General features: G+C 66.7%; 10 protein-coding genes and 1 pseudogene. 9 read left to right on the top strand and 2 right to left on the bottom strand.

Annotated features, from left to right (window positions below):
- From IPM60_11420 to IPM60_11405, 4 genes and pseudogenes are all read left to right on the top strand, one after another.
- On the top strand, nt 1–346 hold a 346-nt coding region (locus IPM60_11420), incomplete at its 5' end, for a tryptophan synthase subunit beta (protein ID MBK8908481.1).
- Nucleotides 343–1,205 (top strand): annotated as a pseudogene (locus IPM60_11415) (tryptophan synthase subunit alpha). The gene IPM60_11420 and the pseudogene IPM60_11415, both read left to right, overlap by 4 nt.
- Nucleotides 1,202–2,161: an acetyl-CoA carboxylase carboxyl transferase subunit beta gene (locus IPM60_11410; protein ID MBK8908480.1), complete on the top strand. Its 960-nt coding sequence runs from the start codon at nt 1,202–1,204 to the stop codon at nt 2,159–2,161. Before IPM60_11415 ends, IPM60_11410 begins: the two are co-directional and overlap by 4 nt.
- Before the next feature lie 24 nt (nt 2,162–2,185).
- Entirely contained in the window at nt 2,186–3,487 is a 1,302-nt protein-coding gene (locus tag IPM60_11405) for a bifunctional folylpolyglutamate synthase/dihydrofolate synthase (GenBank protein ID MBK8908479.1), read from the top strand.
- On the opposite strand, the gene trxA is transcribed toward IPM60_11405, so the two are convergent.
- Both trxA and IPM60_11395 read right to left on the bottom strand, forming a co-directional pair.
- Nucleotides 3,472–3,789 carry a thioredoxin TrxA gene (gene trxA, locus IPM60_11400; GenBank protein MBK8908478.1) on the bottom strand — a complete coding sequence of 106 codons (318 nt, stop codon included), beginning with the start codon at nt 3,787–3,789 and terminating at the stop codon, nt 3,472–3,474. The two genes, IPM60_11405 and trxA, sit on opposite strands and share 16 nt — an antisense overlap.
- 518 nt (nt 3,790–4,307) lie before the next feature.
- On the bottom strand, nt 4,308–5,108 hold the full coding sequence (locus IPM60_11395; GenBank protein MBK8908477.1) for a sterol desaturase family protein: 801 nt from the start codon (nt 5,106–5,108) through the stop codon (nt 4,308–4,310).
- 142 nt (nt 5,109–5,250) lie between these two features.
- On the opposite strand from IPM60_11395, the gene IPM60_11390 reads away from it, so the two are divergent.
- The 5 genes from IPM60_11390 (at nt 5,251) to IPM60_11370 (ending at nt 12,190) form a co-directional block, all read left to right on the top strand.
- Nucleotides 5,251–6,405: an AFG1 family ATPase gene (locus IPM60_11390; GenBank protein ID MBK8908476.1), complete on the top strand. Its 1,155-nt coding sequence runs from the start codon at nt 5,251–5,253 to the stop codon at nt 6,403–6,405.
- A gap of 333 nt (nt 6,406–6,738) precedes the next feature.
- Entirely contained in the window at nt 6,739–7,254 is a 516-nt protein-coding gene (locus tag IPM60_11385; protein MBK8908475.1) for an adenine phosphoribosyltransferase, read from the top strand.
- A gap of 216 nt (nt 7,255–7,470) precedes the next feature.
- Nucleotides 7,471–10,047, top strand: a complete 2,577-nt coding sequence (locus IPM60_11380; protein MBK8908474.1) for an AAA family ATPase — start codon at nt 7,471–7,473, stop codon at nt 10,045–10,047.
- Nucleotides 10,048–10,938: 891 nt separating this feature from the next.
- The gene (locus tag IPM60_11375; GenBank protein MBK8908473.1) at nt 10,939–11,091 is read left to right on the top strand and encodes a hypothetical protein; all 153 of its coding nucleotides are present in this window, start codon (nt 10,939–10,941) and stop codon (nt 11,089–11,091) included.
- A gap of 265 nt (nt 11,092–11,356) precedes the next feature.
- A complete protein-coding gene (locus IPM60_11370; protein MBK8908472.1) occupies nt 11,357–12,190 on the top strand; it encodes a DUF2610 domain-containing protein in 834 nt (277 codons plus the stop codon).
- Nucleotides 12,191–12,242: the final 52 nt, after the last annotated feature.

The following is a 12,242-nucleotide window of genomic DNA, read 5'->3' as shown; positions in this document are numbered from 1 at the left end:
CGGCAACCGCACCTATCTCCTGCAGAACGCCGATGGACAGATCGAGGAAGGGCATTCCATTGCCGCGGGCCTTGACTACCCCGGCATCGGTCCGGAGCACGCCTGGCTGCGCGACAGCGGGCGGGTCACCTACGTGTCGGTCACCGATAGCGAGGCGCTCGACGCCTTCCAGTTGTGTTCGCGGACGGAGGGCATCATCCCGGCGCTGGAGCCGGCCCACGCGCTCTCCCATGTCGTCCGCATCGCCCCGGACTTGCCGCGCGACCACCTCATCGTGATGAACTTGTGCGGACGCGGCGACAAGGACGTGTTCGCCGTCGCCGCTCACCTGGGGGTCGAGCTGTGACCAGCCGCAGCGACACCCGCATCACCCGATGCTTCGAGGCGCTGCGGGCGGAAGGGCAAGGCGGGCTGGTGACGTTCGTCACAGCCGGCGATCCCGATACCGAAACGTCGCTCCAGATCCTCCGCGGCCTGCCCGCGGCCGGCGCCGATATCATCGAGCTCGGCATGCCGTTCATGGCGACCCCATGGCCGACGGCCCGGCCATCCAGGCGTCGTCGCAGCGAGCCCTGAAGGCCGGGCAGACTCTGGCTCGAACACTGGAGATGGTCGCCGCGTTCCGCCGTGACGACGACCGCACGCCGCTGGTTCTCATGGGCTACTACAATCCGATCTATATCTACGGGGTCGAGCGCTTCGTCACCGACGCCAAGGCTGCCGGCGTCGACGGGGTAATTGTCGTCGATCTGCCGCCCGAGGAGAACGAAGAGCTCCGCCGTCCGGCCGAGGCGGCCGGCCTCTCCATCATCCTCCTGGTCGCGCCCACAACCACCGACCATCGCCTGCCGGTGGTCGTCGAGCACGCCAGCGGGTTCATCTACTACGTCGCCGTCGCCGGCGTCACCGGCACGGCCTCCGCCGACGCATCGGACGTCGCCGCAGCAGTGGCGCGCATCCGGCAGCGGACAGCCCTGCCGGTGGCCGTCGGCTTCGGCATCAAGACCCGGCAACAAGCCGGAGAAATCGCCGCCGTCGCCGACGCGGCGGTCGTCGGTTCCGCCTTGGTCAGCCGGATTGCCGAGAACCTGGACGACGGCGAAGGGGCCGGCGCCGCAGCGGTCGACGCTGCGCTCGCTTTCGTGCGCGACCTGGCTGCCGGCGTGCGCGCCGGGCGGACCGAGCGGGCCGGGACACCTGCATGAGTTGGCTCACCTACCTGGTCCGGCCCAAGTTCCGCGACATCGTCGGGACCGGACGAGACAAGGGCGAGGAGGAGTGGTTATCTTGCCCGCGCTGTGGGCACCGGGACCGGGAGAGCCGGTGGCGGGATGCGTTGCGGGTTTGCCCAGCGTGCGACCTCCACATGCCGCTGCCCCCGCCGGAGCGCCTGGCGCTCCTGTTCGGGGACGGCGAGTTTCATGCCATAGAGCTTCCGAGCGTACGGGCCGATCCGCTGCGCTTCCGCGACGTCAAGCGCTACAGCGAGCGTCTCAAGGAGGCGCAGCAAGCGACGGGCCGCCCGGAGGCGCTGGTCGTGTGCCATGGCGCGATCGGGGGCGGCAACGGTGTGGTTGCGGTGTTAGATCCCGTCTTCCTGGGCGGCACGATCGGCACCGCCGTGGGCGAGGGCCTCATCACCGCGGCGCAGTTGGCGGTCGTCCAGGAGTCGCCCTTGGTTGTCGTCGTTTCTTCGGCCGGGCTCCGTGTTCAGGAGGGCGTCTTGTCGCTGCTTCAGCCGGGTCGGATCGCCGTCGCCTTGCACCAGGTGCGGGAGCGGCGGCTGCCGCTGATCGTCGTGCTCGCGGATCCGCACCCTTGGCCGCACCCTTGGCCATACCCTCGGGGCGCCGCCGCTGCGTTCACTGACGCAGCCCATGTGGTGATCGCGGAGCCCGCAAGTCATGCATCTTTCCGCCGTGATGGAGGAGAGTGGGCCAGCGGTGAAAATCGGCCGGCTCATGGGGACACCGCCGATGCCGAGGGCTCTGCAGCGGCAATGGCGCAGCCGGAGATGACGGAAAGCGCCGAGGCCGACATCATCGTCCACCGCCGCGAGCTTGCCCTGACGGTGGCGCACTTCCTCGATCTGCTGCGCCATCCGCGACCATCCGCAGAGGTGCTGAGGCTTCGGAGCGAGAACGCGGCCAAGCAGCTTTGATCCAAGGCCAACGACCACGCCGGCATGACCACTGAAGACATCCTGTCGCGCCTCGGCAGGCTCCACCCCAAGGTCATCGACCTTTCCCTCGGGCGGGTGCAGCGCCTGCTCGACGATCTCGGCCATCCTGAGACGCGGCTTCAGAACGTCATTCACGTCGCCGGGACCAACGGCAAAGGATCCGTCGTCGCCTTCCTCAAAGCGTTCCTGGAGGCGCACGGACTCTGCGTTCACGTCCTGACCTCGCCCCATCTCGTCCGCTTCCATGAGCGCATCGTCGTGGCCGGGAGCGAGATCGAAGACACGGCGTTGGCCGCGGTGCTGGAGGAGTGCGAGCGCGTCAACAACGGCCAGGCGATCACCTTTTTCGAGATCACCACCGTCGCCGCGCTGCTGGCCTTCGCGCGCACGCCCGCCGATGCGACGCTGCTCGAGACGGGGCTCGGCGGCCGCCTCGATGCGACCAATGTGGTCGAGCGGCCGGCGTTGACGGTCTTGACCCCCATCGCCGTCGATCACCAGGCCTTCCTCGGCGACACGCTGGCAGAGATCGCCGCCGAGAAAGCCGGAATCCTCAAGCCGGGGGTCCCTTGTTTGTCGGCCGCCCAACACGCCGACGCGGAGGCCGTCATTCAAGCGCGGGCACAGGCGCTCGGCGCACCGCTCTACATCGAAGGAATTGACTGGACCGCCGAGAGCCATGGGGACGGCCTCGTCTATCGGGATGCCGACACGTCTCTAACGCTACCGAAACCGGCGCTGGCGGGCAGGTTCCAGATCCGCAACGCCGGGTTGGCAGTGGCCGCGAGTACCCGCATTCCGGGGCTGCGCCTTGATGCGAAGGCGCTGCGGCGCGGCATGGGGCGCGTCGTGTGGCCGGGCCGGCTTCAGCGCCTGGAGGGAGGGCCGCTCAACGCCCTGCTGCCCAACGGCTGGGAGTTGTGGGTTGACGGCGGCCACAATCCCGCCGCCGGGGAGGCCATCGCCGACGAGATCCGACATTGGCGGGATCGGCCGCTGCACATCCTGTTCGGGATGCTGAGACAGAAGGACGCCGTGGGATTCCTGACCGCGATCGCGCCCTGCTGCACCGGGAAGATGGCGGCTGTGGCTATCCCCGGCGAAGCCAACAGCCTGGAGGCGGACGAAGCCGCCGAGTTAGCCCGACGGGCTGGTCTCGAAGCCGCGCCTGCTGCAAGCATCCGGGATGCGCTTGCGCGGCTCGGCCGGGACGGAAAGGAACCGGCGAGGGTGCTGGTTTGTGGCTCTCTCTATCTGGCGGGCGCGGTTCTCGCTGCGCACCGGGACGATCACACGACCGATTGAACCCACTCCAGAAGCTTGCTCTCGCTGAGGGTTCCGATCTTGGTGGCGGCGATCTGGCCGTCCTTGAACAGCATGAGCGTCGGGATGCCGCGGACCCCGTATTTGGAGGGGGTCATCGGGTTCTCGTCGATGTTGAGCTTCGCCACCGTGAGTCTGTCGCCCATCTTGGCGTCGACAGAGTCGAGCGCCGGCGCGATCTGCTTGCAGGGCCCGCACCACTCCGCCCAAAAATCGACCAGGACCGGCCCTTCCGCCTTCAGCACATCGGCATCGAACGAATCGTCTGTCACCTGCTTCGGCATCGATCCAAATCCTCTCGCAAATTGTTGGGCTTCACACGAGGCTCAAGACGACCATGTCGGTCTGCGTCGCGGAATCTAGGGGCGAGTTACCCCCGCCGTCAAGCCGCCGCGCCCGGCGGCGCCCGTAGGGCTCCAGGCTGCCGCCCGTCACGGAACTGTCCGCCGACACCCAGCCGGATCGGCGCCGCCCGGAAAGCACGCAACCAGTCCGTGCACCGCTTTGCCAGGTCATGGCGCAACAAGGTCCAAAATGCGTACGTTTTCAGCGGTTTTGTGACGCCGCTTCAAGGCTATCCCGTTGATAACAGGCAGTTTGTGTCCGAATCCCGCCCGATTCTGTATGCGGATGTATGCAGATGTACTCCAAACGGGCCTCATCCCATTGAAAACAAGGGATTCTACCCTTACGCGAACACCGCGCAGTTCCGCCGCGCGCGGCGCCCTGCGAACGCAGATAGAACATATCGATCGCGAACTCCATCGTCAAGGCGCCATCCGCCGAAACGCGACATCTTCCTTCACCCCTTCAGGAACGGCTGGATGAGCAAGCGGTGGAGGCGGCGGTCGCGGGGGGTGCGGAATTGACGGATGCCGATGGTCATCGCTTCGTGGCCGTCGCGGGGCTGGGGGCGGTAGGTGCGGAAGAGCCGATCCCAGATCGAGAGGTTGAAACCATAGTTGCTGTCAGTCTCGTCGCGGTGGATCGAGTGATGCACACGGTGAAAGTCCGGGGTCACGACGATTGTCCTGAGCGCCCGGTCCAACGCCACCGGCAAGCGGACATTGCCATGGTTGAACATGGCCGTCGCGTTGAGCAGCACTTCGAACGCCACCACCGCCGCCGCAGGAGCGCCGAGGATGGCGACCAGCGCCATCTTGTAGGCCATGGACAGCAGGATCTCGATGGGGTGAAAGCGGATGCCGGTGGTGGCGTCGATGTCCACATCCGAGTGGTGCATGCGATGCAGCCGCCACAACGCCGGCACCTTGTGGAACGCCACGTGCTGGCCGTAGACCGCGAGGTCGAGCACCACCACAGAGACGACCAGCGCAACAATGTCCGGCACCGGAACCGCGTTGAACAGCCCGAAACCCCGTTCGGCGGCGGTCAGCGCGACGCCGACGGCGGCCGCCGGAAAGACCAGGCGCACCAGCACCGTGTCGACGCCGACGACGCCGAGGTTGGCCAGCCAGCGGCCGCTGCGGGGCGCCGTCAGCCGCCGACGCGGCGCCGCCGCTTCCCACAGCAGCATGATGGCCAGAACGGACGCGAAGGCGCCGATGCGCACCACAGCTTCGGCCGCAAGCAAACTTTCCATTCCGAATACATAGGCCGGGGCAGCGCCTGCGGCCAGAATTCAGCGACGATGCTCGCCCGCTTGGCCTGCTTGGCATCCGCTTTACAAGACCGCCGGGGGCAACTACTTTTTCGCGGGTGCAGCATTTGCTCGGACGTGCAGGATGGACAAGGGACCGCTGGCACTCTACCGGGAGCGCGTCGGCGCCGGGGAGTTGAAGCCGGATCGGGAGCAGGGACTGGCGGCGGAGAAGCTGGAAAGCCTGTATCACGCGTTGATGCACTACCAGCCTTCGTCCGGCACGACCGGCTGGAAGGAGCGGTTCGGGCTCGGGCGGCGAAGGCAGGAGCCGCCGCAGGGCCTCTACATGTACGGCGGCGTCGGCCGCGGCAAGTCGATGCTGATGGATCTGTTCTTCCGCTGCGCGCCCCTCGAAATGAAGCGCCGGGTGCACTTCCATGCATTCATGCAGGAGGTGCACGGCCTGCTCAACGACATGCGCCGCCGCGATGCCGAATACAGCCTCAAGGGCGGCTCGCGCACGCGTCCCCGCCCCCGCGACGATGTGCTCAACGAAGTGGCGGCGCGCATCGCCGCCGATGCCTGGCTGCTGTGCTTCGACGAATTCCAGGTGACCGACATTGCCGACGCCATGATCATCGGACGCCTGTTCGAGGCGCTGTTCGAAGCCGGCGTGGTGGTGGTCGCCACCTCCAACCGGCCGCCTCGGGATCTCTACAAGGACGGGCTGCAGCGGGAACTGTTCGTGCCGTTCATCCACCTGATCGAGCGCAAGCTGGATCTCCTGCACCTGGATGCCGGGATCGACTATCGCCTCGAAAGCATGCGGCTGATGGACGTCTACCTGACGCCGCTGGGACCAGAGAGCGAACGTCGGCTCGACGAGTACTTCAAGCAGTTGACCCACGGCGCCGAGGTCGGGCCGGAGACGATCCGGGTGCAAGGCCGCGACCTGGCGATCACCCGGGCCTCGGACGACATCGCCTTCAGCGGTTTCCCCGAACTGTGCGCGCGGCCGCTGGGCCCGGCCGATTATCTGGCCTTGGCGGCCCGGTTCGACGTGCTGCTGCTCGCCGGCATCCCCCGCCTCGGACCCGGCAACCGCAACGAGGCCAAGCGCTTCGTCACCCTCATCGACGCCCTCTACGAGCACAAGGTGAAGCTCATATGCTCGGCGGCGGCGCCGGCGGAGGAGCTGTATCCGGCCGGCGACGGCGCCTTCGAGTTCCAGCGCACCGTCTCCCGCCTGCACGAAATGCGATCCGAGGCCTACATCGGCAGCCAGCACTGGTCGTGAGCCCGGGTGGGTGCGCGGCCGGGCTTGCGAAGGGCGGGGCGATCGGGGAACAATAACGACAGGCTCGCTTGTCCGGGAGGGACTTGATCGCCATGAAGGCCATGTGGTTGGGATTTGTTGCAGTGTTCGCCATCGCCGCCGTGGCGGGCGTCGTGCTCGACAACATCGACTATTCGAGCGCCGAGCGCTATTCGACGTCGGCGGTGCGACTGCGCTGAGAGCCCGTTGAATGCCCGTTGCACCCGGGCGCAGCAATGCGGCGCCGGAGCATGCACGCTGCCCGATCCACGGCACCTTCCGTATTCGCCGCTGACATAAGGAACGCCGCCGGCCATGGACATCAAGAACCACATCCGCTCTATCCCCGATTTCCCCAAGCCGGGGATCCTGTTCTACGACATTTCGACGCTGCTGGCGCACGCCGACGCCTGGTCGGTGGCGATGGGGCGGTTGGCGAAGGCGGTCAGCCGTCACCAGCCGGACGTGCTGGCCGGCATCGAATCGCGCGGCTTCCTGGTGGCGGCGCCGCTGGCGCTCAAGCTCGGCCTCGGCTTCGTCATGGTCCGCAAGCGCGGCAAGCTGCCGGGGGAGACGATGCGCCATGAGTACGCGCTGGAATACGGCAGCGACATCATCGAGATCCAGGCCGATGCGGTCGCTGCGGGGCAGCGCGTCGTCGTCCTCGACGACCTGCTCGCCACCGGCGGCACCATGGCGGCGGCGATCGCCCTGTTCCGCAAGGCAGGCGCCGAGGTGGTCGGCTGCGCCTGCATGATCGAGCTCACCTTCCTCGAGGGCCGCGCGCGCCTCGACGTCCCCTTCTCGGCCCTGGTCAGCTACGACAGTTAGGACGGGCGGCACCTGCCTGTCTCCGCATTTGGCGCCTTCCTGCGCATTGGTATCTTGATACCGGTCAAGGAGACGCACCAGCGTTGATTCCAGCGTCCGGTTCGGCTTCTTGATCGCGCGGTCTCCGCAACGGTCGCGCACCGTCGCGGTTGACGCGGACGTGTCGACGGATATTAATGAAGAAGCTTAGTATTTGCGGGCCGGGGGGTTTGACGGTTGGGTACGGGCAGTTCCCGACTGCGCATTTTTCTGTCGTCGCCCGGCGACGTCGCGGCGGAGCGCAATCGCGCCGACGACGTCATCCGCAAGGTCGACGCCGATCTTTGGGACGTCGACCTTGAGGTGGTGCGCTGGGAGGAACGGCCATATTCGGCGGTCTCCACGTTCCAGGCGCAGATCGACAAGCCGTCGGAGTGCGATCTGGTCGTCTGCATCTTCTGGAAGCGCCTCGGCACGGTGCTTCCGCCGGAGTTCAACCGCCCCGACGGCTCGGCCCGGACCGGCACGGAGTTCGAGTTCGAGGACGCCTGCGTCGCAGCGCGAACGCGCCCGGAGAAGATCCCCGCCATCTTCGTCTACCGCAGCACGAAGCCGGTCACCTTCAACGAAGTCACTCTCGCCCAGGAGCAGGCGGAGAAGAAGGCGCTCGACGAGTTCTGGTGCCGCTGGCTCAGGAACGAGGAAGGCTATTTCCTTGCCGCCTCCAAGAACTATGCCGATCCCGATGCGTTCGCGCGTCAGTTCGAGCGCGACCTGCGCGCTTGGATCGCGGCGCGGCTGAGCAACACCGACTGGGACATCGCCGTCAAGGGCTCCCCCTTCCGCGGCCTCGCGGCGTTCGACGAAAAACATGCGAGCGTGTTCTTCGGGCGCCGCCGGGCGACGGGGCGTCTGCGCGCCGCGCTGATGGCGGCGGCGCAACGCGGCTTCCCGGGCGTGTTCGTGCTCGGCGCCAGCGGCGCCGGCAAGTCGTCGCTGGTTCGGGCCGGGTTGATTCCACGACTGATGATCCACGGCGACACCGAGCCGCACATGGATCGGTGGCAGCGGCTCGTCGTGACGCCGACCGCGCTGGGCGGCGACCTCATCGCCGGGCTGGCGCGCGCCCTCGCTGTGGAGGACGTGTTGCCGGAGATCCTGGCCGGCGACTGCAGGACGGTGGAGCAAGTCGCGTCGGTGATGGCCGCGGGCCCGGCGCAGGCGGTCATTCCGGTGGCGGCGGCGCTCGACCGAGCCGCGGCCAGACTGGCGCGAAGCGGCGGCTTCGACACGGACCCGGCGACCGGCCTCCTCCTCGTCGTCGACCAGTTCGAGGAGTTGTTCTCGGCTGACAGCGACGATGCGCGCCAGCGCTTCCTCGCCATCCTCACGGCCCTCGTGCAGTCGGGCCGGGTGTGGCTGGTGGTCACGATGCGCTCGGACTTCTACGATGCGCTGCAGTCCGACCCGCCGTCCATGGCGCTCAAGAAACAATGCGGCCTGTTCGACGTGGAGCCGCCATCGGGCGCCGGCATCCGCGACATGATCGAGGCGCCGGCGCGCGCCAGCGGCCTCGCCTACGAGACGACGGACGAGCGGGATCTGGCCCAGTTGCTGGAGAGCGAGGCGACGCACCCAGGCGCGTTGCCGATGCTGCAGTACACGCTGCAGGCGCTGTTCGAGGCGCGCGATGGCGAGACGCTGACGCTGGCCGAGTACGACCGGCTCGGCGGCCTCGCCGGGGCGCTCGCGCACAAGGCCGAGGACGCCTTCGCCCGCCTCGACGAAGACGCGCAGAAGGAACTGCCGCGTGTCCTCGGCGCCCTCGCCAGTGTCGACCTCGCCGGCGAGCGGACGGCGGCGACGGCGCGCCCGGCGGCGTTGTCCGAGTTCCCCGCGGGCACGCCGGCGCGCCGGCTGATCGATCTGCTGTTGGCGGAACGGCTGCTGTTCGCTTTCGGCGAGGCCGGCGACAAAGGAGGCGCGGCGCCCACCGTCCGCATCGCCCACGAGAGCCTGTTCGAGCGCTGGCCACGGGCGGCCAAGCTGCTCGCCGACAGCCGCCTCGACCTCGACTGGAGAACGCGGCTCGAGCGTGCAGAGCGGGAGCATCGCGCCGCCGTGGACGCCGGCGACGCCAAGGGTGCGAAGGGGCACCTGCTCGAGGGCAACCGCCTCTCCAACGCCGTCGACCTCCGCAGTCGGCGCTCTGACCTGCTGTCGCCGCCGGTGATCGCATTCATTACGGACTCCCGGCGGGCGGCGGACTCAAAGCGCAACCGCAAGCGGATGGCCGTCGCGGCAACGATCGTCGTCCTCACTGTTTTCGGCGGTGCCGCCGCCCTGTTCGGCTGGCTGGCGAAACGCGTCTGCCAGGAGCGCCGGGAAGCCCAGAGGACGCCCGGCTGGAGGCGGAGCCATCTAAAGCTGGCGCGGAGCGATCGACGAAACGCTGGCGACGTTGGAGAGCCCGGACATGCAGCGCGTCTGGGGCTTCACCGACATCGAGGCAGACCTGTTGCTCCGCCTCACAGAGGCACAGAAGCAACTGCCGGAGGATGCGGGTGGCGCCGGGGCCCACGCCGAAGCTTTGATGCATGCGCGCCTCGGCCTCGTTCACCGGCGCCAGGCAAACGTGCAAGCCGCGATGGAGCACTTGGATCCGCGCCTACGAGCGCGCCCTGCCGCTGGCACTGGCCGAAGGCGCCACTCCGGAGGACCGCGCGCTGTTGCTGCGCATCGCCTACTATCGACAGCCGTTGCTCGATACCTTCGGCAGATCGGAGGACCTCGACGAACAGGTGCAGGGGGTGACGCCGGTCGCCGAACGGGCGCTCGCGGATCCTGTGGGTTACGACGGCGTCGGCTGGCCTGCACTTTTCTTCGACAAATTGCGGTTGTATTATCAGGCGAGGAACGAGTACGCCGAGGCCCTCGAGGCCAGTAACCGGCGATCGCTTATGCCGGGCCTGCTCTCGATGAGGGCGCGGCGTTCGAGCGCAAACTCGACCTCTCGATTTTCTATTCGAATCGCGCGCTCGTCTGGAACCTGATGGACGAGAAGGCGCGATGGGCCGCGGACTTTGCCCGTGGCTGCGCGCTGGCGCAGGAGCTTTACGAGGAAAATCCGCGTCACCGCAGTGCGGTTAGCAGCTACCTCTACTGCCTTTTTCAGCAGTCCGACCGGTCCGTCCGCAACGGCGCGCGTCCCGAGGCCGTTCGTCTTCTCGACCAGGCACGGGAGATCGCGGAGGAAGCCTCGCGGTACGCCGGCACGGAGACGATAGTTCCGCGCGGCGCTCGGGGCCGAGCGGTACAAGCGGAGGGTTATTTGAACATCTGTAGACAAGAGCTCCGGGTAAGGCTAGAGACGTGTAGGGCAGGCCTTGTTGAGGCTACGCTGAGATTCTAGGAGGCGAGAACCTAGAGCTCTCCGAGCATGATTATCTCTCAGAAGCCTTGAGATCGTATACCGATGTCGGGAAGCAAATGGAGGAGACGCGTGGCGAGCGAAAAGCCCTTGCTGCGGGAAGAACCATGCCGACCGCCTCAGTAACATTTTCTTGAAGTTCATTGATTGTGCTGAATTGCGCGGAGGATTGCTCCAGTGTGGAGATGTCGCCTTCGCCGCCGGGTTGGAGTCGGCGATTCGGTCGAGAACTTGGCCGACTTTCCGAAGCAGGAGAGGTGCTAGAACGAGCCATCGTGTTGGTCGACGAGAACGCGCACTATATTGCAAATTCAAAACGATCGGAATCCTTTAATCGCGCATGCGACATTCGCAACCTGCATGCGCAAGTGCTTTCGTCGGTCAAGGCCAGGGGCTTCTCCAAGGCGGAAGATGCCTGGTTAAACTGAGCGATCTCATTCTGCAGCCAGTATGACGCTCGCTACACCATGACTTTACTTGAGGCAGTCATATTTTAGGGCGTTGCGCGGTTTTGCGGAGCTTCATGTTGCAGCCGGCGAGCCCGTCAAGGCGAGGGAGGTTTACAAGGCGTGTACCGAAGCGTTCGCCCCCGGTTGCTATGAGCCGTACGCTGAAATGCTTGACAACGGCGTGGGCGGCCCTGAAGAGCCCAAGGAAGCGGAGCGCGTTCGTGCTATCAAGGCAAACACGAATATGAAGCGGTTCACCGTCCCGGTCATCATGCAGGGGAGTCCAATCACGGTTCCCTTTCAGTTCTACATCTTCGAGCGACCGCCCGGCTGGAAATATGAAGGCATCGAGGACCAGGCGATCTGGCTGGAAAAGAACCGTGGCATGATCGTTCCGCAGGATGTTCGCGACTCTTTCATAAAGCTGGAAAAGATCGCAAAGGACAACAACGTCTCATTCCCGGATCTTGCGGTTTATGCGTTAGGGAACGCCTCAAAACAAGAGACTGCAACTGCCGAACAGACCGACGGAGCGACGAGTGGCGGTTCGCCTGCGCCGACCGATGTCGCTGCAACCGAGGCCGAGCAGCCTGCCCCGCCGCAGCCGGAGCAGCCCGCACCGCCGCCGGAACAGGCGCGTCCGCCGGTGTCCGAGCCGGAAGGCGAGACCGAGGTGGCGATGGCGCGGCCGCTGCCGGCGGTGACGGCCGAGCCGCCGGACACGGTCTACCGCAAGGCGCTGTCGCGGCTGCTCGACGGCGATCTCGCGGCCGCCGGCGACCTGTTCGCCGATGCGTCCGAGCGCGGGCATGCGCGTGCGACCTACGAGCTGGCGAGGCTCCACCTTGGGCTCTACGAGGGCGACTTCGCCGCCGATCCCGATCGTGGTCGCGAGCTGATGCGCCGAGCCGCGGATGCCGACGTCGTCGCCGCCCAAGTCCACCAGGGCGAGACCGCCGAGCAGGCAGGCGACCGCGAGCAAGCGATCGCCTGGTACAAGAAGGCCGCCGGGCAGGGCAACATGCGGGCGAAGGAGCGGCTCCGCCTGCTGTCCCGCGATGGAGCGGCCGAACCTTAGGCGTGGACAAAGAAGGGGGGAAGATGACCAAGGCATTCCGTTTCGGCGGCCG

The organism is Rhodospirillales bacterium (assembly GCA_016710335.1).
Lineage (GTDB): Bacteria > Pseudomonadota > Alphaproteobacteria > Rhodospirillales > Defluviicoccaceae > JADJXQ01.
This window is presented reverse-complemented; position numbering and strand designations above follow the sequence as displayed.